The organism is Pseudomonas sp. RA_105y_Pfl2_P56, from assembly GCF_963970845.1.
In the GTDB taxonomy this organism is placed as follows: Bacteria; Pseudomonadota; Gammaproteobacteria; order Pseudomonadales; family Pseudomonadaceae; genus Aquipseudomonas; species Aquipseudomonas baetica_A.
Genome location: NZ_CAXAPL010000048.1, coordinates 24,242 through 44,848, shown reverse-complemented (window position 1 = coordinate 44,848; position 20,607 = coordinate 24,242). Strand labels below are relative to the sequence as shown.

The 20,607-nt window shown below is 57.5% G+C and carries 20 protein-coding genes; 12 read left to right on the top strand and 8 right to left on the bottom strand.

Going from position 1 to position 20,607, the window contains the following annotated elements; all coding sequences use genetic code 11:
- The 5 genes from AACY11_RS24680 to AACY11_RS24660 form a co-directional block, all read left to right on the top strand.
- Positions 1 to 584 (top strand): bacteriophage T4 gp5 trimerisation domain-containing protein (locus tag AACY11_RS24680; RefSeq protein WP_445261987.1); only part of this gene is annotated, 584 nt, incomplete at its 5' end.
- Positions 577 to 1,452, top strand: coding sequence for a DUF4123 domain-containing protein (locus AACY11_RS24675; RefSeq protein ID WP_339495930.1), 876 nt, complete (start codon positions 577 to 579; stop codon positions 1,450 to 1,452). The genes AACY11_RS24680 and AACY11_RS24675, both read left to right, overlap by 8 nt.
- Complete coding sequence (locus tag AACY11_RS24670; protein ID WP_339495929.1) at positions 1,449 to 4,847, top strand: toxin VasX; 3,399 nt, start codon at positions 1,449 to 1,451, stop codon at positions 4,845 to 4,847. The genes AACY11_RS24675 and AACY11_RS24670 overlap by 4 nt, the downstream gene beginning before the upstream one ends.
- Positions 4,848 to 5,241: 394 nt before the next feature.
- Positions 5,242 to 6,027: a DUF6708 domain-containing protein gene (locus tag AACY11_RS24665; protein ID WP_339495927.1), complete on the top strand. Its 786-nt coding sequence runs from the start codon at positions 5,242 to 5,244 to the stop codon at positions 6,025 to 6,027.
- Between the two features lie 187 nt (positions 6,028 to 6,214).
- On the top strand, positions 6,215 to 6,640 hold the full coding sequence (locus tag AACY11_RS24660; protein WP_339495926.1) for a YciI family protein: 426 nt from the start codon (positions 6,215 to 6,217) through the stop codon (positions 6,638 to 6,640).
- Between the two features lie 133 nt (positions 6,641 to 6,773).
- On the opposite strand, the gene AACY11_RS28510 is transcribed toward AACY11_RS24660, so the two are convergent.
- The 5 genes from AACY11_RS28510 to AACY11_RS24635 form a co-directional block, all read right to left on the bottom strand.
- The gene (locus AACY11_RS28510) at positions 6,774 to 7,094 is read right to left on the bottom strand and encodes a cold-shock protein (RefSeq protein ID WP_445261986.1); all 321 of its coding nucleotides are present in this window, start codon (positions 7,092 to 7,094) and stop codon (positions 6,774 to 6,776) included.
- Positions 7,095 to 7,396: 302 nt separating this feature from the next.
- Positions 7,397 to 8,068 carry a DUF3313 domain-containing protein gene (locus tag AACY11_RS24650; protein WP_339466755.1) on the bottom strand — a complete coding sequence of 224 codons (672 nt, stop codon included), beginning with the start codon at positions 8,066 to 8,068 and terminating at the stop codon, positions 7,397 to 7,399.
- Between the two features lie 117 nt (positions 8,069 to 8,185).
- Positions 8,186 to 9,160 (bottom strand): hypothetical protein, encoded by a 975-nt coding sequence (locus AACY11_RS24645; RefSeq protein ID WP_221732529.1) that lies wholly within the window; start codon positions 9,158 to 9,160, stop codon positions 8,186 to 8,188.
- A 141-nt stretch (positions 9,161 to 9,301) separates the two neighbouring features.
- Positions 9,302 to 9,781 (bottom strand): DUF934 domain-containing protein, encoded by a 480-nt coding sequence (locus AACY11_RS24640; protein ID WP_221732530.1) that lies wholly within the window; start codon positions 9,779 to 9,781, stop codon positions 9,302 to 9,304.
- A complete protein-coding gene (locus AACY11_RS24635) occupies positions 9,778 to 11,451 on the bottom strand; it encodes a nitrite/sulfite reductase (RefSeq protein WP_339495925.1) in 1,674 nt (557 codons plus the stop codon). Before AACY11_RS24635 ends, AACY11_RS24640 begins: the two co-directional genes overlap by 4 nt.
- A 263-nt stretch (positions 11,452 to 11,714) precedes the next feature.
- On the opposite strand from AACY11_RS24635, the gene ccoN reads away from it, so the two are divergent.
- Positions 11,715 to 13,142: a cytochrome-c oxidase, cbb3-type subunit I gene (ccoN, locus tag AACY11_RS24630; protein ID WP_339466758.1), complete on the top strand. Its 1,428-nt coding sequence runs from the start codon at positions 11,715 to 11,717 to the stop codon at positions 13,140 to 13,142.
- Positions 13,143 to 13,157: 15 nt separating this feature from the next.
- Positions 13,158 to 13,379, top strand: a complete 222-nt coding sequence (locus AACY11_RS24625; protein ID WP_339466759.1) for a cbb3-type cytochrome c oxidase subunit 3 — start codon at positions 13,158 to 13,160, stop codon at positions 13,377 to 13,379.
- A 69-nt stretch (positions 13,380 to 13,448) separates the two neighbouring features.
- Here the strand turns inward: AACY11_RS24625 and AACY11_RS24620 are convergent, their stop codons facing one another.
- Positions 13,449 to 13,940 (bottom strand): hypothetical protein, encoded by a 492-nt coding sequence (locus AACY11_RS24620; protein WP_339466761.1) that lies wholly within the window; start codon positions 13,938 to 13,940, stop codon positions 13,449 to 13,451.
- Positions 13,941 to 14,155: 215 nt separating this feature from the next.
- On the opposite strand from AACY11_RS24620, the gene AACY11_RS24615 reads away from it, so the two are divergent.
- The 5 genes from AACY11_RS24615 (at position 14,156) to AACY11_RS24595 (ending at position 18,888) form a co-directional block, all read left to right on the top strand.
- The gene (locus AACY11_RS24615) at positions 14,156 to 15,541 is read left to right on the top strand and encodes a hypothetical protein (protein ID WP_339495924.1); all 1,386 of its coding nucleotides are present in this window, start codon (positions 14,156 to 14,158) and stop codon (positions 15,539 to 15,541) included.
- 71 nt (positions 15,542 to 15,612) lie between these two features.
- Positions 15,613 to 16,569, top strand: coding sequence for a halovibrin HvnC (locus tag AACY11_RS24610; protein ID WP_339495923.1), 957 nt, complete (start codon positions 15,613 to 15,615; stop codon positions 16,567 to 16,569).
- A 118-nt stretch (positions 16,570 to 16,687) separates the two neighbouring features.
- A complete protein-coding gene (locus tag AACY11_RS24605; protein ID WP_339495922.1) occupies positions 16,688 to 17,629 on the top strand; it encodes a halovibrin HvnC in 942 nt (313 codons plus the stop codon).
- Entirely contained in the window at positions 17,626 to 18,078 is a 453-nt protein-coding gene (locus AACY11_RS24600; protein ID WP_339495921.1) for a DUF2599 domain-containing protein, read from the top strand. The genes AACY11_RS24605 and AACY11_RS24600 overlap by 4 nt, the downstream gene beginning before the upstream one ends.
- 117 nt (positions 18,079 to 18,195) lie before the next feature.
- Positions 18,196 to 18,888 (top strand): aspartate/glutamate racemase family protein, encoded by a 693-nt coding sequence (locus AACY11_RS24595; protein WP_339495920.1) that lies wholly within the window; start codon positions 18,196 to 18,198, stop codon positions 18,886 to 18,888.
- 1 nt (position 18,889) lies between these two features.
- On the opposite strand, the gene AACY11_RS24590 is transcribed toward AACY11_RS24595, so the two are convergent.
- Complete coding sequence (locus AACY11_RS24590; protein ID WP_339466684.1) at positions 18,890 to 19,408, bottom strand: GNAT family N-acetyltransferase; 519 nt, start codon at positions 19,406 to 19,408, stop codon at positions 18,890 to 18,892.
- Positions 19,409 to 19,597: 189 nt separating this feature from the next.
- A complete protein-coding gene (locus AACY11_RS24585; RefSeq protein ID WP_339466685.1) occupies positions 19,598 to 20,578 on the bottom strand; it encodes a LysR family transcriptional regulator in 981 nt (326 codons plus the stop codon).
- Positions 20,579 to 20,607 lie beyond the last annotated feature (29 nt).

Sequence of the window (20,607 nt, the reverse complement as noted above, 5' to 3'; positions counted from 1 at the left end):
ACACCGGCGGTTACAACGAACTGAAGATCGAAGACCGCGCCGGCCAGGAACAAATCTATCTGCGCGCCGAGCGTGACTTTGAACAACTGATCCTCAACGACAGCCACAGCCTGATCCGCCGCGACCGCTTCGAACAGGTCGACCACCACAGCACCAGCCTGATCAAGGCTGACGAACGCCACACCACCGACGGTACGCGCAACACCGTCATCGGCAGCGACGACCTGCTCAGCATCAGCGGCAACAGCAGCAGCACGGCGGATGGAACGCTGGTGATTCAGGCCGGGCCGCATGCGCGGGTTACCGCGAGCCAAGTGGTGATTGATGCCGGGACAAGCCTGACGCTGAGTGCTGGCGGTCATCACATCGTCATCAATGCGGGTGGGATCTTCAGCAGCGTCGCTATCGTCGAGGGCGGCGCGCCAGTGGTTGGAGTGACGGCGTTATCTGCTATCCCATCAGCCGAGATCGCCCTTCAAGCCCCCGTATTAATTCAAACGCAGCGTCTGACCCTGATGGCCAAGAGGCCGATCTGCGCTGTTTGCGAAGCCGCCAAACAGCAGCGTGGAGAAGCCGATGCTTGAATTACCGTCCTTACCCGATGACTTGCCATGGTCCGTGCAGGCCTATTTGCTGCTGGATGGTGTAAGTGTTCCCAACCTGCCGCAATGCCTGCGCCGCTGGGACAATCCGGCTTACTGCCTCTACCAAGGCACACGCTGGCAGGAGCTGGCGGATATTTCGCCGTACCTGATCACTCTCAAAGGCGCAGACGATCCGCTGCTCACGTACTTTCAGGAAAACGCCACGCAGGAATGGGGCTTCTTGCTGTTCAGCAAGGCCGATGCGCCAACGCTCTGCAAACACTGGCGTCGCCTGCTCACCGTCAAGCACCCGAGTTCGATTGAGGTCATGCTGCGCATCGCCGATCCAGCCGTCATGCATCCATTGCTGAACCTTGCGCAGCAAGCCAATAGCGCGCGCTGGTTCGGCCCGGTTCAGCACCTGTGCCTGCCCGATGGGCTACACGCCGTCTGGCAACAACATCAACGTGCGGACGCTGCTGCGCCCGACACCACCGATATCTATCAGTTGACCGAACAGGAACTCACCGCTCTGGGAGAGGCGCAGTTTCATCAGTCGGTGCTCAGCCTCAACAATCACTTGCAGCGATATTTCCCCGGATTCATGGCGGCCTGTTCAGCCTGGGAACGCCTTCGATTTGCCGAGAAAACAGCACAGCAGGCCTATCAACAAGGCTTCACCTCGGAACAGGAAATCACCCTCTACGCCAACGTTTTCGGCTATCTGGGCGAACAACCACTGAGCGCCCACCCGGACATTGCACAACTGCTGACAGCGTCCTCCCAACAATCTCCCTTGAGCCGCGTGCGACGCGCCGCCCAATTGGCGCATGAGCGCACCACCCATTCACCGAGCGACTTGCCATGACAGCCGACGCCAATATTGCCGCCATGGCCAAGAGCGCCCAGGACACCCGTTCCCCTCTGGGAATGTGTCACTTGATGAGCGAAAAAGTGCAACTGTTACCGCTGCGCTATGGCCTGGTCGAACAGCTTGATCCTTCTTCTGAACTGAGCATGCCGCTGAGCCTGAGCAGCCAACCGCTGGGCATTCGACTGTTGCGTGACGGCTACCTGTACATCATCGATAACGGCACCGGTTACTTGCACGAATACCGCATTGAGCAAGGCCAGATCAGCAAACTGGTCTGGAAAGGCCAGGAAGTGGCCAGCGACACGCGCACAGCATCGGTCGGAGAGCCGCAACTGATCTTCACCCGGCAGCACACGCTGTTCGCTGGCTATTCGGAAATCCAGTGGACGGCCTACAAATGTTCGCAAGTGCTCAAGGACGCGACAGAGCGTGAACGTCTGATGCAACGCATCGAACCGGCGAGCGCCTGTCCGGACAAGGGCGGTGCGCACTTGTTGAGCCAGCGTCAGACCAATGCCTGGCTGGCAGAGGTCGCCGAAAAATCCGCGCCAATCGATCTGCCCGAGGGCGCCAACCCGCAAGAGCGCCAGTCTTACGCCTGGGAAGACACGCCGCTATTCAAGAACACGTCGATTGAAACCCTCACCAGCCAAGTGCAGGGGGCCTATCAGAACGATTACCTGTTTCTGGTCTTGCGCGACGACTTCGGCGTGATGCGCGATCTGGCCAGCGCCCAACTGAAAGTCGCGCACTGGCTCGATCAATGGAGCCGCGATGATGCCGCCCAGCGCCAGTACCTGACCGGCGCCTATATTCAGCCGTTGTACGAAGTGACCCCGGCACGCCTTGATGCACTGGCCAACACCGAACCCGCCGTCAAAGCCCTGAAGGACGAGACCAGCGCCGAGCAACAAGCGGCCGTTGACGACTACTTGCGGGCGAAACGTGACAACGCCGGGTCGCCAATCTTTGGTGACGAGGCTCATTGGCGAAGAGCGGCGATCAGCGACCCTTACGCCCGCGCCGCCGTCAATGTGCAGGACGCACTGGGCGAGGTGCTCTGGCAAAAACACCAAGGCACTGTCACGGCACTTCACTTGCAAACCTGGGAGGCGCTGCACGGAAAGGAGATCGGCCAACGCGGCATCGATCACCTGATCAACCGCAGCGACATGCAGGCGTTCGTCAGCCGGCAGCAGACGCTGCTGAGCCATTGGCACAAGCGCTTGCAGGCCATTCGTGAAGATCGCTTGAACATGATCGTTGGTGGTCATTTTCACCGGGCGGCCTGGTATTACGACTTGCGCAACGATGAGCAGATCCGCCATCGGCTGGAAACCGAATTCCTCTGCGTGGCCGCCCTGTGCTGGAACCGCGAGGCCACGGAAAAACTGGCCACCTACCTGGAAAGCAACCTGCTCACCGTCGTACCGGGGCTCGAGACCCTGACCCTGGCCGATCAGATGGACGTGAGCAAAAAACTCATGGACCTGAGCAGCTTCTCGATCAAGGTCGCGGCGGCGCAGGAAAGCCTTGATGCGGTGGACGTGCTGACCAATCAGTTCAGAAGCTTGATGAATGAGCGGTTGCCGAACTTTGCGGATTTGAATACGCGGTTTAGTGGGCTGCAGAGTTTGTTGGATGGGGCGTACATGCCAGCGCATCAGTTGATCGCAGCGGATCAGTTGGATCGAGCGCATACAGAATTCAAACGCCAACAACCAATCGATCCCAACAGCTTCATCCGTGGCCTCGGCGTCTCAACTCGCCTGCAACTGCTGCGCGAATTCTCCCGCAGTGGCCTGACCCTGCGGGCCGCGTCGGCGTCCGAATTCCAGGCCTTCAACAAAGCCCGCGATACCGCGCTCGACCTGCGCCGCCGACTCAAGGACAGCTACAAATTGCGTCACCGCGAGTTGTCGCGGCAGATCCATGGCTTGGCCCCATCCGGTAGCGAGCAGGTGCATAACCAGCGCATCAATCAGCTCAGGGCTGCGTTGGTACCGCTGGAGGATAATCTGAGCCGCGCCCTGACCGTCGGCTCAAGCGGGCCGGGACAAATCGGCACGGTGATCGATGGCATGGCCCCGGCGTTGCGAGAGGAGATGCACAGAACCGTGCGTGATTTCCGCGCGACGGGGACGTTTGGCAAACCTATTGTGACTGCGCTGAAATCCAAGGGTGACGGGATTGCGTTATTGCTGTTTGTTTATCAGGGGCAGAAGTTTTTGGAAGCGTTGAGCTCGATTCTGAAAAAGGATGATCGTTCTTTAGTTGATGCAGTGGGTCTCGCTGAATCATTCTTTGGTATGTCGGCTGCGGGATTTGCAGCGGTACAAGGCCTGTCGGTAACCATCCTTCAAGCGCATATCGAGCAAATGGAGAGCGCCGCTGGAAAACTCAACACTATGAGCCGATTAGGCCGCTGGATGGGCATTGCCGGAAGCGGCGCATTTGTAGCAGGGGCCTTGGCCGCTGCTTTCGATTTAGGTAAGCACTCACAGCAATGGAGCAAAGCGCTGGCCGAAGGTAATCACCAAGCATTGGCTGCCACTACTATGCAAATTGCCGGCGACGCTTCCCTCGTAGGCACAAACATCTGGGGGGCCAAACACACGACGTCGATCATCAATCAGGTTCTGAAAAAACCCGCCGAATTGCGAGCTATTGCCTGGGCCGAAGCCAGCCCCCGGCTGCTGGGCATCGCTGCGCAAGCCAACCTCGTAGGTCTGATCGGCACAGCCCTCCAACTGCTGGGCGAAGGCCTCTACAACTATTTCAATCTGGACGCCTTGCAAAAGTGGTTGCAGGCCAGCGCATGGGGTACCGCCAACCTGCAACGCAGCCTGCCAGAGGACTGGAGTGCATTGGCTACCGTGGTGCAACAACCGACCTGCGAGCTGATCCGCGAGAGTAAGCGCACCTATTTGCAACTCAGATTACCCGGCGTCCGCACACGGGAAATGGACAGCCGCCGACTGCAACTGCTGGCCTATCAGCAAACTCGCGCGGTACCGTTCCCCGGCCCCTACAACAGCCAGTTGCCACCCCGGCGCTGGCAGGAATGCAGCGCCGCATGGGCCGCGGTGGCCGTGGTCGTCAGCCAGGAAGACGAGGCTCTGACCTTGCACCTGCCGATCCCCGATGTCCTGCAAACATCGGATTTCGCCCTGGCCCTGAACATTGGCTACCAATTGGAAGCCGAACGCGATTTGATCCATCGCACCTGTTTTGTCCTGCGCGATCTGCGCATTGCTACGGAACGTGGTGTACGGTTGCCGGCCCAAGGCCGATTTACACTCGACACTGTGGAAGCCTTGCCCACTGGATTGAGCAAGGCCCCGTACTGGTTATTCACCCGCGATGAAATGGCGACTGTCGATGTTTAGCAAACTGTTCAAGCGCAAAAAAAAGCCTGAAGCCAAAGACTCGGCACCGGACATTCGAAGCCAGCGGCCAAGTGCCGGGGAGCGACGGGTGAAGGGTTTGAATGAGACCTTATTTCTGGCGCCATTGCCGGTTTACACCGGGCAGGCGCAGGTGTCTCGGCGTAATTTTTCGGAAATGAATGAAACCTATCTGGAGTTGGGCGGTAGCAACTTCGGAATGGTGGAGCTCGGAAAAAGACTGGCGATCCTGATTGGATTTGTTTTGTTCGGAGCTTTTGTAGTCCCGAGCCTACTCATCATGTATGGAGTAGTGTTTTATCCAGATAACTTCAGAAACCCTTTGCATGATCTACTGATTTTTTTTGAAGTCGGTATCTGGGTTTGTTTCTTATCCTTGGCCCCCATCGGCGCCTTCATCTACGGCATGCTCTCCAACGTCCGCACCCTCGCCAAAAATTACCCTGTGCGCTTCAACCGCCAGCGCCGCGAAGTCTGCTACATCGACGACACCACCCATCGCGTACTCATCGTGCCGTGGGAAAGCGTGGTGGCCTGGGTCGCTCGCAGTCAGGGCGTCACCAGTTACGGCGCCATGCGCGATTACACCTTCGGCATGGGACTGGAGGACGAAGAGCACGACACCGTGCAATTTATCCTGTCGGCCCAACCCAGCGATGTGCATGCACTGGGTATGTGGACGTCCATTCGCAATTACATGGAAGAAGGCGAATTGGTGGATGCCCCCAATCCCATGCTCGTTCTGTTGGGACTGACTCCAACCGAAGACGAACTCAAGCCTTATGAAGGCCTGCACACGTTCGAGATTGAACGTAAAGGTGCGCGCTTCACGGGTTCGCTTGACGATGGCGCCGAGCACCTGACCGCCGAACAACGTCACCGTTACGGTTACGGCAAACGCACCTCATGGCCCCTGCGCTGGTGGTACGTGCGCCGCATCCTGACCTTCTGGAAAATGCCCTACCTGATCGCCGAATGGGCGCACCGCAAGGGCCGCCCGACCCTGCCGGAAAACGTGCACGCCTGGTCGCAACCCCTGCCCCCCGAGCAATGGGCCAAACCCAGTCCTGCGCTGCAAAAAGCCAATGCACAGGTCAAACACGCCATGGACAAAAAAGGTGTCAACTTCGTCGATGCCTGCAAAGCGGCAGGGTTGCATTGAGCGCGCCCTTTGAAACCTTGCCCAGCGGATTGAGCGGGACGCCGGACTGGTTGTTAGATATCCAGAACCAGTAACTCGGCAACTCCTACACTGGCGGTTGCTGCATCGTTATTTATCCCGCGTGTCGATTCGCGGCGTTCCCATTCGACTAAGCCGTGAATCCCCCACACTCCACGGAGTCACCACTATGCGATTCATGATCCTCGTAAAAGCCAGCGCCGATTCCGAGGCCGGCATCATGCCCAGCGAAGAACTGCTTAGCGCCATGGGCAATTTCAACGAAGCACTGGCCAAGGCCGGCATCCTGGTAGCGGCCGATGGCCTGCACCCGAGCAGCAAAGGTGTTCGGGTGCAATTCTCGGGTGATAAACGCACGGTCATTGACGGCCCTTTCATCGAAACCAAAGAGCTGGTGGCCGGCTACTGGATCTGGGACGTGAAGTCGAAAGCAGAAGCCATCGAATGGGCCAAGCGTTGCCCCAACCCGATGCCGGGCACCGACTCGGATATCGAGATTCGCCAGATATTCTCCGCCGCGGATTTCGGCGCCGAATTCACCCCGCAACTGCGCGAGCAGGAAGAGCGCATTCGCGAACAGGCGAAGAAGCCCTGACCGCCCCTGCCACCTCGCGCTCGATTAACTTTAGGAGCTGTCGAGTTAAACGAGGCTGCGATCTTTTGATCTTGCTTCTAAAGATCAAGATCAAAAAATCGCAGTCTTCGGCAGATATCAAGATCGTTGCTGTTCAGATGGGCTGTATGTTTGAAGCTTGTTTGCCTTTTTTGTCTACCTTTACATCAAACGAAACTCTTTGACCCTCTTGAAGCGATTTTAAACCCGCACTTTGAACCTCAGAGAAATGCACAAAAAGATCATTCCCGTCCTCATCCGACGTGATATAGCCAAAACCCTTCGCCTCGTTAAAAAACTTCACCGTTCCCGTAGCCATATTTGCCTTCCTTCTTTCGTTTACGCGCAAGCCGATAATTTTGCGCGGCACCCAACCATCAAAAACCCATATCTCCATTCCGACAACTGTCAAACCTGACAGGGTGTAAATATCCACAGTCTCACCCGCCTGCCGCTGGCCTGGCCGCGATTACCTGCTAGCTTCAATCGCAGGTGTCCTGAACGCTTGGTAAAGCAGGATTACTCATTAGCGGCACAGGCGTGCCGGCATCGACAATGTTCATCAGAGAGTCGTGAATTCATGGCGAAGAAAATGAGAAGGCATGCATGGCTATTGGCGGCGGCTCTTTTGCCCGCGATTGCGTTTGTCAGCTGTGGCGTCGGTACTTGAGAACTCGGCTCCCAAGCCCTTAGGCATTGCCTCGGATCACGCCTGAGGCAATGCCTGAAAGCGTCGGCTTATTTGGATTTGAGCTTGAGATACGACTGGTTCAGATCCGACGCCCAGCCATCGATTACGCTTTTCACGTCATCAGCCTTCATGACCTGCGATTCGTTTGCCAGCGGCTTGCCGGTGCCCTTGCGTACCACCTGAGCAACCACTTTGTTGTTAGCGCCATCCAGGAACACCGCTTCGGTGGCCAGGGTGGTTTCCTGATCACGGATACCGCTCGCCGTGCTGACAGCCGCGGCCACCAGCGCAATCGGGATCACTTCATAGGGTTTGAGACCTTCGGTCTTGCTGCTGACGGCGGTGATCGCCGCTCGCACCACCATCACGCCCGGGCCTGGACCGGTGGCCAATGGCAAGGACTTGCCGATTTCGCGTTTGAGTGCCTGATCGTAATAGCGGGTGATACCGTTGAGCGTCTGTTGCGGGATCTTGGCGGTTGGCTGGGGTTGGGGATAGAGCTGGGTCGGTTCAATGTAAACGCTGGTGAACTTGTTGATGTCGGCTTTGGGGTCGATCCAACGCATCACTTCGGCACCGGACGGTGACTTGGCCTCTTTGAGCAGGCTGTAGTCCTTGAGAAACCCGGAGTATTCATCGGGAGCAACGGTTTTGCTGGAGCACCCGAGCACTGCGAGGGTGGCAATGCACAAGGTGCCCATCATTACGGCTGGCTTCATGCTGTAACTCCTTTCAACAAGGCCTGAATGTATTGCGTCAGGGGGAGTTACAGGTATAGCTAAAGTCCGGAAAATTGCACTGCCGCCGAATGAGGGGGCTTTTGCCCCCTCGACTCTTCACCAGGACGACGTCTCGCCACTTCTCAACGCCATCTCACGCCGACTGTTGGCGCGCATCGCCTTGATCAGCGACACCGTACCTACCAACAAAATCGCGGCGCCAAACAGGAAGTCGATGTTGTACAGCTGAAAGTCTTGCACCGGTCCGATCAGCAGCACCCGCACCACCGCAATGCCTGCTAGCGTGGCAAGGAAGTCGATCCCCGGCTCATCGCGATAGAACACCAGCATCAACGGCAGGCACAGCACCAGCAGCATCAACAGCACCACGACCTTGAACGAGCCTTTGCGTTCGACGCTGAACGCGCATTCATGCGGGCCGTAGGCCTTGTAGTCTTCGTCGCGGATCATCGAGTTTTTCTCGTTGATGTAATCGACGCGGTTGTACTTCTGGATCGGTGTGAAGGTGTTGGACATCGCCATCAGCGTGGTGATGTTCTTGAAACGCAAGTCAATGCGTTCGCTCCCCTTGAGGTAATAGAGCACCGGTTTATAGCCGTAACGGTAGGTATCGAACGGGAACTCGGTGACCTGACCCTGAACGCCGATCGGGCGAGGCTCAAGTTCAGCGTAGGCACTTTTGTTGGAGGACGAGAGATTGCGGCTCAGTGGCTGAACCTTGACCTGCTCCAGGAAGATCGGCGTGACGCCGTAGGACCACTGCAAAGGTTCCAGACGCAGGCGCAGTTCGTTGCGGCCCAGGTCGTAACGGTTGAACGTGCGTTCGGACACCACCACAGAACCGCTGAGCATGAATTCGCCGCGCAGGTTGTTGGTGACGCGCAAGGTCAGTTGGTCCTTGCCCAGCAACGCCGCCTCGTTGGTCGGCGGTGTGCCGCACCACGCGGTACTTTCACCGGCACCGCCGAGTTGGCCGTCGCGGTTTTCCTTGAATACATAAAAGTAACTGGCCCACAGCGTCAGCATCAAAAGCGACGCGGTGAGGCTCAGGATTTTCTTGCCCGGACTCACTGAACAGACTCCCTTCTTCGGTCCCATCGGCCAGCCGAAAACCCGCTGGCGACGGCGACTCTACCAAAAGGCCACCATCGACCCAAGAAAAAAAGCCCGAAACGTCAGCGCTCTAAGGGTTTCCCCTGTACCGGCAAAGGGTTAGCGGCGGCGGAATAACGGCCGCGGCTCAATCACCGAACGGCCATACAACACACTCATCCCCGCCAGCCCTTTGAGCGCATCTTCAGCCGATTTGTCTTCACGCACGGCAAAACTGTCGAACCCGCATTGGCGCATATGGCTGAGTTGATCACGCAGCACATCGCCAATTGCGCGCAACTCCCCTGCCCAGCCAAAACGACTGCGCAGCAGATACGCCTGACTGTAGGCGCGGCCGTCGCGAAAGCTTGGGAAGTCCAACGCGATCAGCGGCAGCGAGGCCAGCCACGGGACCAGGCTTTCGACGTCATCGTCCGGCCCCAGCCACACCGCGTGGGTGGACGGTGACTCCAGCCAATGGGCCAGCGGCAGAATCAACAACCCTGCGGGCCGTGGTGTCGAAGGCTCGCGCACCAGCCTCCACGGATCATTCAGCTCAATCCGCGCCACTCCCTGCTCAAGTCGCAGCAGATTGTTCATGCCGGCACCTCCAGCGCCTTCGGATACACACGCTCCTTGAACGGCTCCAGCCCGATACGCGCCAACGTATCGACAAACAGCTCTTCGCTTTCGCGATAGCGCACAAACGTGCCGATGATCCGTTCGATCACTTGTGGCACCTCGGCGGCGCTGAACGACGGGCCGATGACTTTGCCCAACGCGCTGTTCTTGCCCTGGGCGCCACCGAGGGTGATCTGGTACCACTCGCTGCCGTTCTTATCGACGCCGAGGATGCCGATATTGCCGATGTGGTGATGGCCGCAAGCGTTGATGCAGCCGGAGATGTTCAGGCTGATATCGCCCAGATCGTGCAGGTAATCGAGGTTGTCGAAACGCGATTGAATCGCCTGGGCAATCGGGATCGACTTGGCGTTGGCCAGCGCGCAGAAATCACCGCCCGGGCAGGCGATGATGTCGGTCAACAGGCCGACGTTGGCACTGCCTAGACTTTGCTCACACGCCAGTTGCCACAGGGCGTACAAATCCGCTTTCGGCACATCCGGCAGGACGATGTTCTGCTCATGGGCGATGCGAATCTCGCCAAAACCGAAGCGTTCCGACCACTGCGCCACCGCGAGCATTTGCAACCCGGTGACGTCTCCTGGCGGTGCCGCCAGACCCGGTTTTGTCGACAGCACGACGCTGGTGTAACCGGCCACTTTGTGCGGCTTCACGTTACGCGCAACCCAGCGGGCAAAAGCCGGGCTTTCGGCCAGTCGCGTGCCGAAGTCCAGATCGGTGTCGGCCAGCGTGCGATAGGTCGGTGGTACAAAAGCGCTGGCGACCCGTTGGTACTCGGCGTCGGTCAACTGCGCCGGGCCGTCCTTGAGGTGCTGCCACTCCTCTTCGACTTCTTTGGCGAACGCCTCGATGCCCAGCGCCTTGACCAGAATCTTGATCCTCGCCTTGTATTTGTTGTCGCGCCGCCCGTGGCGGTTGTAGACCCGCAGCACCGCTTCGACGTAGGACAACAAATGCTGCCACGGCAAACCTTCGCGGATCTGCAAACCAAGGATCGGCGTGCGCCCTAACCCTCCGCCGACGATCACTCGCAACAGCATTTGCCCGTCGCGGCCGGGATAAAGATACAGACCGATGTCGTGCATCATGATCGCCGCGCGATCCTGCTTGGCCGAGCAGATGGCGATTTTGAATTTGCGCGGCAGGAACAGAAATTCCGGGTTGATCGTCGACCACTGGCGCAGGATCTCCGCTAACGGACGCGGGTCGATCATCTCGTCCGCTGCGACCCCGGCGAACGCTTCGGTGGTGATGTTGCGCACGCAGTTGCCGGAGGTCTGGATTGCATGCATGTTCACTTGCGCCAAACGTTCAAGGATGTCCGGCACCTGGGCCAGTTCGATCCAGTTGAACTGCATGTTCTGCCGCGTGGTGAAGTGGCCGTAACCTCGGTCGTAATCACTGGCGATGCTCGCCAACGTGCGCATCTGCTCAGCGCTCAGCGTCCCGTAAGGAATCGCCACGCGCAGCATGTACGCGTGTTTTTGCATGTACAGGCCGTTTTGCAGACGCAGCGGCAGGAACTCCTCTTCACTCAATTCTCCCGCCATGAACCGTTCGACCTGATCGCGAAATTGCGCAACGCGCTCGAACACCAGTGCGCGGTCGTAATCGTCGTATTGATACATGCAGCGGCTACCTCATCAGGTTGAACGAATATCAGAACTATGGGAGATAGCCACTATGCCGTTACAGCGCAGCACGTTACAGATTCACCTGAACGTATAAATACCGTATCAGGGCGCGGCAGATCGCCGCAGGCAGCAGCCTGATCTGATCCGCACAAATGAAAGATTCCTGAGCCTGTTTTGTTTTTGACGGGGTTTCTACAGTGCAGCTCGTGCCAGACCGGGTGGCCTGGCAAGACTTTGCAACCGTGGATGAACTGACCATGAGCACAGCAACAATCGGACAGGCTTACAACTACAAGGTCGTCCGCCAATTCGTTATCGCGACGGTTTTCTGGGGTGTGGTGGGCATGGCGATGGGCGTGTTGATCGCCTCGCAACTGGTATGGCCGGAAATGAATCTGGACCTGCCGTGGACCACCTTCGGCCGCTTGCGACCGCTGCACACCAGCCTGGTGATTTTCGGTTTCGCCGGCAGCGCGCAATTCGCCGCCAGTTACTACGCCGTGCAGCGCACCTGCCAGGTGCGGCTGTATTCGGACACGCTGGCCGCGTTCACTTTCTGGGGTTGGCAATCGGTGATCGTGATCATGCTGATCACCCTGCCGATGGGCTACACCACCACCAAGGAATATGCCGAAATCGAATTCTCGGGCGCCGTGTGGATGGCCGTGGTCTGGGTCGCCTACGCCGTGGTTTTCTTCACCACTGTGGTGCAGCGCAAAACCAAGCACATCTACGTCGGCAACTGGTTTTTTGGTGCGTTCATTCTGGTGATCGCCATGCTGCATGTGGTCAATCACTTGTCGATTCCGGTGGACTGGTTCAAGTCTTATCCGGTGTATTCCGGCGCCACCGACGCGATGGTGCAGTGGTGGTACGGGCACAACGCAGTGGGATTCTTCCTGACCACCGGGTTCCTGGGGATGATGTATTACTTCGTGCCCAAACAGGTCAACCGGCCGGTGTACTCGTACCGATTGTCGATCGTGCACTTCTGGGCGCTGATCACCCTTTACATCTGGGCCGGCCCGCACCATTTGCACTACACCGCACTGCCGGACTGGGCGCAGTCGCTGGGCATGGCGATGTCGCTGATCCTGTTGGCGCCGAGCTGGGGCGGGATGATCAACGGCATGATGACGCTCTCGGGCGCCTGGCATAAGTTGCGCACCGACCCGATTTTGCGCTTCCTGGTGCTGTCGCTGGCGTTCTACGGCATGTCGACGTTCGAAGGGCCAATGATGGCGATCAAAACCGTCAACGCCCTCTCCCACTACACCGACTGGACCATCGGCCACGTCCACGCCGGCGCATTGGGCTGGGTGGCGATGATCACCTTCGGCGCGACGTATCACATGGTGCCCAAGGTGTTTGGCCGCGAGCAGATGTACAGCACGCCGCTGATCAACCTGCACTTCTGGCTGGCGACCATTGGCACGGTGTTGTACATCGCTTCGATGTGGGTCAACGGCATTACTCAAGGCCTGATGTGGCGAGCGATCAACGAGGACGGCACGCTGACATACTCCTTCGTCGAGGCGCTGCAGGCCAGTCATCCGGGGTTCATCGTGCGCTTTGCCGGTGGGGTGTTCTTCCTCAGCGGCATGTTGTTGATGGCCTACAACGTCTGGCGCACGGTGCGAGTAGCGGATGTTGCGCTGGCGCGCAGTGAAGCGCAGATCGCCTGAGGCAGGGAGCCGGTGATGTTCGATATTTTCTTGAATGTGCTGGGGGTGGTGTTTTTGTGGCTGGCGGTGGAGTACTGCTTGCGGCACGAGACCGCGCAAAGTCTGGACGATGCGAGCATGGTGCCTTTTGCTGATGATCCGCAGGTGGCTCGGCGAGTTGAGCTGGCAACAGGTAAAACCGTGAAAGCGGTGGCGCCGGAAGAGGCGAAACCGGGTTGGATCAACCTGGATATGTAGCGTTACCCCTTACTTCCTGTGGGAGCGGGCTGGCCGGCTCCCACAGGGGGAAGGTGTGAGTCCTTGAAACTACGCGCGATCACGCGGGATCAGGCTCTGCAGTTGCAACGCCAGAAAATCCGCATCAAACAAAAACGTATCCGGATCCTTCAAGCCATTGGTCTTGCGCCATTGCCACTCTGCGCCCGGCAATCCCACCAGCGAAATACTGCCGTAACGCGCCGCCGTCAAGCCCATCACCGCCAGTGAAATCTGCCCCGCGCTGCCCATCACATCGGGCACGAACTCCACTGGTTTGCCAGCAATCACGATCGTCAGCTTCTCTGTCTTGAAGGTCGAGGTCTCGACCGGAGTGCTCGGTCCGAAGGCGACATAGGCTTCGCGGTTAACCTCCAGCAGATTCGGTGCCTGCACCGGTTGCAGCCATTGCTGAATATTGCCGAACAATTCGGTGATTCGCGTCGCCCATGCCTCCGACTGCGTTGTGAACAGTTGCTTCTTGTGCGCTTCACTTTCGGCGTAGTGACGAAGCATCTCGCCCAGTTGCTGTACATCGTTCATTTGCTGCGTTCCTCAGGGGAGCCTGCGAACTTCGATAGTGGCAGATCGAAGTCTGCGCGTACGGCAATCGTCAGATTCGTAGTCCTGTACCACGTCTTAATGCGACGGACGGTATGTATCCACCGTATTCACCTGTCAGATCTGACAGTAGGCACCCGCCCCCCATAGGTTTTAGATACGCCTATCCATTAATGACGCAGATTGGGGCATTCGCGATGGCGCAGCAGATCGATGAAAAAAAACCGTTGGAAATCGACCGGGTCAATATTCCCGGCTGCGTTTCACCAGTGGAGCACCCGCAGAAACCGCACTGTGGCTTGCCACTTTCTTTGATCTCGGATGGAAACATCCAACTGGTCGTCGACCCCTGGACCAATCAGTCCGCTTTTGACTTCGCCGATGTGTTGCTCAATGAGTCCGATACCTCGGTGGCCCATAAAACAATTCAGCCGGGTGAAGAGAACGAGCAATTCGATATGAATTTGCCGGCGGATCTTTTGAATGACGGTATCAATCAGCTTCGTTTACGGGTAAAGCGGATCAGCGGGAACGAGGATAGCTCTGATCCACTGGTTGTGCTTTACCACACGCCGCGACCGGCCGGCGAGATCACCGGCCCCGGGGACAACCCGAATCTGCTCATGAACCTTCCGGCTGACGTGATTACCCATGGTATCGATGCCGACCGGGCAGCGCGCGGAGTGGAGGTCACCCTGAGTTACGTTTACATGCGAGAACACGACGTCATCACGCTCGATTGTGACGGTCGAAACATATCACATAAGGTGACCGCGGCCCAAGTGACCGCCCGCCGTGTGATTTTGACGCTCACCACCGCCAACTTCTGGCAAGACAACCCGAAATTCGCCCTGCGTTTCAGGGTGGTCGACCAGCTCGGTAATAGCTCGGGGCCGCGCGCAATCTTGTCAAAAACCACGTTTGTTGACGTACACATCCGCAAAATTGAGCTGGATCTGCTCCAACCCAAAGTCCTGGAAGCCAAGGACGCCAACGGCACTGTATTGAATTTTGTGCGCGATTTTTATTCCGCGCAGCACGCGACGGTCGAGGTGAAATACACCGGCTCCGATGAAGGACAGAGCGTCAAGGTGTATTGGCTGGGGCGTAATTCCACTTATGGCAGCGAAATTCAGAACATAACTGTCGCTGGCCAGACGTTGCGTTTTCTTGTTCCTCGCCAGGAAGTGGTGGACACCGTGGGAAGCGGCGCTGCGGTTTACTACACCGTCCGGCTGCCCGGCACCGATGAAGATCTGCCATCGAAAGACCTGCGATTGACAGTCACCAGGCAAAGACACGATCTGCCGGAACCGACGCTGAACGCCGCCAAGGACAACCTTAGAATTTACTACCCTACCCTTGAAGCGGATTACAAAGCCCGGATCTCTTTGACCGTTGGAACAGATCGCCAAGACAGTGAAGAATTTGAAATCACACAGGCGTCTTATACAAACGTTCCCGTCCCGGCGAGTTGGATCATATCGAACAAAGGGAAGCTGGGGTTATTCAACTACACCCTCAGAAAAACCGGCACAAACGAGCCGATCATCTTTTCCTGGTACTTACGCGTGACGCTCTGACCAGGCCAGAACTCTGCACAACAGCTCCCCATTAACGGTTTCGGTTTACGAATAAACGTAGGGACAGTGTCATGCGTTATCTAATAGCCTTAATATTTATCAGCCTGTTGGCCGGTTGTTCCCAAACCAGTCCACAAGCCCCGACAATGATTAACGCCAGTAGTACGCAAGTAGTGGATGGCTTCGCCATCGCTGCTTATCTGCAAACGCTATACGGGCGCAAATTCCCCAACTGCAACAAAGTAAATTCGCAACCTGCATTTCTCTGTTCCGGCGTGACCATACGGGTCACATTGAAGAGCACCAGTTATAAAGTCTGGGAACCCAGCCCGTTTTCAGTGAGACAGGGTGGTGTCGCATTTTCATACTTGCGGGCGGATGCGGACTTCGGTCGCTTCGCCTATGCGCGTGCAAACGGTTACATCCTTTACCCCGTCCTCGAAGCGCCGGTCGATAAATACAAAATGCACTATTTGTGCGCTTACCCTTATGACGCTTGGTCCCAGACCCGTGAGGCAGACAAGCCATGCGGTCCGCACCCAAGCTATCCGGCTCAAAGCAGACTGTGCCAAGACACTGGGGTAACGACCGCAGAACAGTGGCTCGCCGTGTGGAGGATACCGGAGGGCAACCCCAACCAGCGGCAGTGCGGATTCGACGTGAATGACAATCGCAATGCGCTCGCCGGCCCTGCTTTTTATCAGTCGATCCGAGCCAGAAGCCTGGTGAACGGGAGTGGAGTCAATGAACACAACGAGCTCACGATCAAGACCTGGTGCGATCCCCTCAGCACCAATCCACAGAAGTCTTGTGCGCAATCGTTCCCGGCGAACAAGTTTCCGATCATGGCCTTCTTCTACACGCAAGACGGCCAGGCCCTGGCGGATGCTCAATACAATCAGCGGGATTTCTACAACTCGACCAACCCGAAAATCATCGTGCCGATCATTCGTCTTGTGCTCTCGACCAGCATTCCAGGCACAGCGAAGTTCGAATATATCCCTGCGGATCAAACAGTTACGCCATAAGGGCTTGCAACGCAGCACCGAAGTACGCGGCATATTCTCGTAATGGCTAACGAATGCAGTTCCACAAACAACGTGCAATCAATTTTTCCACCTGTTTTTAACCGGACGAAGACAAACCTTGAACAAAATAATTGCATTACTGTTTGTCGCTCTTTTGGTTGGTTGCTCACAACCTGCATCGCAAACGCCTGATGTCATCAGCGGGACCAGTGTTCAGAGCCAGAGAATGGATGGCGCGGCCACCGCTGCTTATCTCACTACGCTGTACGGTCGCCAGTTTCCGAATTGCAACAAAGTGAATTCGCAACCTGCGTTTCTGTGTTCAGGTGTCATGATAAGGGTCACGGACAAAGATCCGAACAACACCTATAAAGTCTGGGACCCCAGCCCCACTTCCATTAAAAATGGCGGTATCAACTTTTCCTACTTGCGGGTTGATAGCAACTTTAACAAGTTCGCCTGGAATAAAACCAATGCCAATGGCTACATTCTTTATCCCGTACTGGAGAGGCCTGCGAATACCGAGCAACTGCAGGTGCTGTGTTCCTATCCCATGGACTCCTACGGGTGGTATCGCAGTTCAACCGCAGTGTGTGTGGCCGACCGGTCTTATCCTGATAGTGGACATTGTCAGGACGCTGGTATCACCACAGCCGAGCAATTCAAGAACGCCTGGAGTTCGGCACCCGGCGACAAAAACAGGCGCCAGTGCGATTTCGACGTGAGGGACGAACGCAATATGCTAGCCGGCCCGGCGTTTTATCAGTCGTTACGCGCTAAATCACTGCTAGGCGCAACAGGCTTCGACCAATGGAACGACATACTCGTTAAAACCTGGGTCGCCGGTAAGCCAAACGCTTTACCAATACTTGCGTTCTTTTACGTGCCAGCAAAAAACGATCCTAATGCGCTCGCCGATGCGCGATACAACCAAAGAGATTTTTATAACGCCACCAACCCGAAAATTACCGTACCGATCATTCGTGTAGCACTTCCCACCGTCATAACCGGTAAGACCACATTTACCTACGTAGCAGCAGATCAGGGAATCACGCAATGAACATACTCAACCCGCCCTCGAACCTCCTCGCGCGAGCACTGGCAGGTGCCTGTCTGACAGTGCTCGGCATTTCTACCGCCCATGCGCAAGACACTGCGTCCGGTGACAGCGTCATTGTGGTCGCAGAGCGCTGCAATAAATACATCGAAAGTGCCCATTGGTTTTACAGAGACTACCAGTGGTCGTTTTCCATCACCCCCACCCCGTGTGCCAGGAGAACGCTGGAATCGGGCACTGCTTACTTGTGGAATGAACTCACACGCGATTACTCCAATAGTCGCTACTGGCAAAACACCCATGGCATGCGTCACCAGTTGATTTGCCACCTGGCCATCGCTCGCGACAAACCAGAATGGAATCTGGAGCCGTGGCGCCCGGATGTGGGGTATGCCAAAACGCTGGCAGCCGGATGTAATCACGTCGCCCCATTGCCAGAACCAGCACCCTGACACCTGAGCAAAACTTCAGCGATACAGTTGATTTGACGCTGGTATCCGTCATTGAACCGAAGGACACTCGGGGCACGCCTGAATCGACCGATACAGGCCATTGCCCGAGGACATTCAATGCGCACCATCGGCCTGATCGGCGGCATGAGCTGGGAGTCCAGCGCCGAATATTATCGACTCATCAATCAGCAGGTGCGTGATCGCCTTGGTCCATTACGGTCGGCGCAAGTGCTGATGTACAGCGTCGACTTCGGCCCGGTCGAACAGGCACAGCATGCCGGGCGCTGGGATGACGCGGCGGCGATTCTGGTGGATGCGGCGCGCAAGCTCCAGGCCGGTGGTGCTGAATGCGTGGTGCTGTGTACCAACACCATGCACAAGGTGGCCGATCAGATTCAGGCAGCGATCACCATTCCGTTCCTGCACATCGCCGAACCGGCGGCCCAGGCGGCTTTGGCGATTGATGCGCGCACCGTCGGGCTGCTCGGCACCGCGTTCACCATGGAACAGGACTTTCTCAAGCAGCGCCTGATCGCCCAAGGCCTGACGGTATGGGTGCCGGACGATGCTGAGCGCAAGGAGGTGCACCGGATTATCTACGACGAGTTGTGTGTCGGCGTGATCAGTGACGAGTCGCGGCAAATCTATCAACGGGTGATCGAATCGCTGACCGCACGCGGCGCTCAGGCAATCATCCTTGGCTGCACGGAAATCGGCCTGCTGATCAAACCCGAACACAGCGCCGTGCCCCTGCTCGACACCACCGAGCTGCATGCACAGTCGGCGGTGGCGTTTGCCTTGGGCGACTGACTCAACCCTTCGATGAGCTGCGCAGACGGGCCATGCTCAGGGTGTCGACCCATTGCCCGTCGCGCACCGCGTAATCGCGAAACAGGCCTTCGGTCTCGAAACCGAACTTGCGGTAGAGACCAATGGCCGCCTCGTTATCGGCGAACACCGAAAGTTCGACGCGGTGCAGGTTCATCCAGTTGTCGGCAACCTCGAGCGCCGCTGCCAACAGTTTCGAACCCACGCCTTTGCCCTGCCAGGCGAGCGCTACGCCCATGCCGAGACTGCCGGCGTGGCTGCGGCGAATCCGCGAATAGTTTTCCAGCCCCAGATGGCCGATGACCGCGCCCTGATGCAGCGCCACCAGTTTCACCGTTCGTTCGTTTTCCGCCATCAGCCGTTGCCGCCAGATCTCGGCGGATTGAAACGGCATCTGCAACACCTGCCGGGCAACGGCTGGATCGTTATAGAGCGCGGTAACGCTCTCAACGTGGGACTCGTTGAAACGTTCGAGATGTATCGCGGGGCTGTGCTCGGGCATGGCGGATCCTTCCTGGATCGATGGGTGGCCGATCACTCTAAACCGGCGGTTATCAATTTGGCGAGGTGCAAAACGGTGAGAGCGGCGTGGCGACGATTCGGCTGGCTCGCGAATGCGGTGTGTCATTCAACGCTGTTGTTGATTGTTCGGCCGCTTTCGCGAGCAAGCCCGCTACCACAGGGGGCGGGGTTAAGTCTGGAACCATTCGTGGCGCTCGTTGAAGGTGTTGTGGATGAGTTCGATCAGGGTTTGTACTTCGGCGATGTCTTGCGATTGGGCATTCACCGCCAGCCACGCTTGCAATCGCATCGGCTCATCGAACAATCCGGGCAACGCCACCAACCCACGATCAAACCGGCTCATGTAAGCCGGCAACAAACCGATGCAAGCGCTGCAGCGAATCATCTCCAGCATCAATTCATAAGACTGCATCTGCACCACACCCGCCAAACGTTGTTCGACCAGATCGTTCCATGGGCGAAAGCTGTCGATCTGCCGGTCATGCTGCCATTGCACCAGCATGAAATCGGCAAGGTCATCGGCACTCGCCGGGCGTGCGGTGACGCGGGAGTAGCGTTTGGCGATGTGGGGAAGGTAGTCCAGGCTCGCCAGGCGCTGCGGTGGCTGGGTGGCGAAGGTCGGGCCAGGGTTGGGGGTTTCGCCGTGGGCCAGCCACAGGATGACATCGGCGCTGACGGCGCGCAGTGACAGTTCGCTGTCGAGGGCGATGATGTCCAGACGCACACTGGCATTGCGGCGCAGCAGTGCGATCAGATCGCGCCCGAGGATGTCGTGCAGGATGGACTCGGCGACGGCCAGGCGAATCAGCGGCTGCTCAACCACCGGCAGTTTGCGCTCGTTGGCCAGGGCGACCAGTTTGGCCTGAAGTTGCTGGCCTTCGCGGGTCAGGCTCAGTGCGCTTCCCTGAAAGCTGAACAATGTGTGTTGGAGCTCCTGTTCAAGCTGCGCCAGTTGTTTGCGCAGCAGGGTCGAACGCACGTTGAGGCTGCGCGCGGCCTGCATAAAGCAACCGCAGCGAGCGCTGACCAGAAAATACTGCGCGACCTCAGCGTCGATGCTCGCGGTGTGTGACAGCCAGGGTTCGCTGCCGTCCTGCGCCCAGCGAAAATCGGCGCTGCCCTGTCGTCCTGCGGGTTCGTTGAATGACATCGATGACTCCCTGTCGATCTTTGTATTTT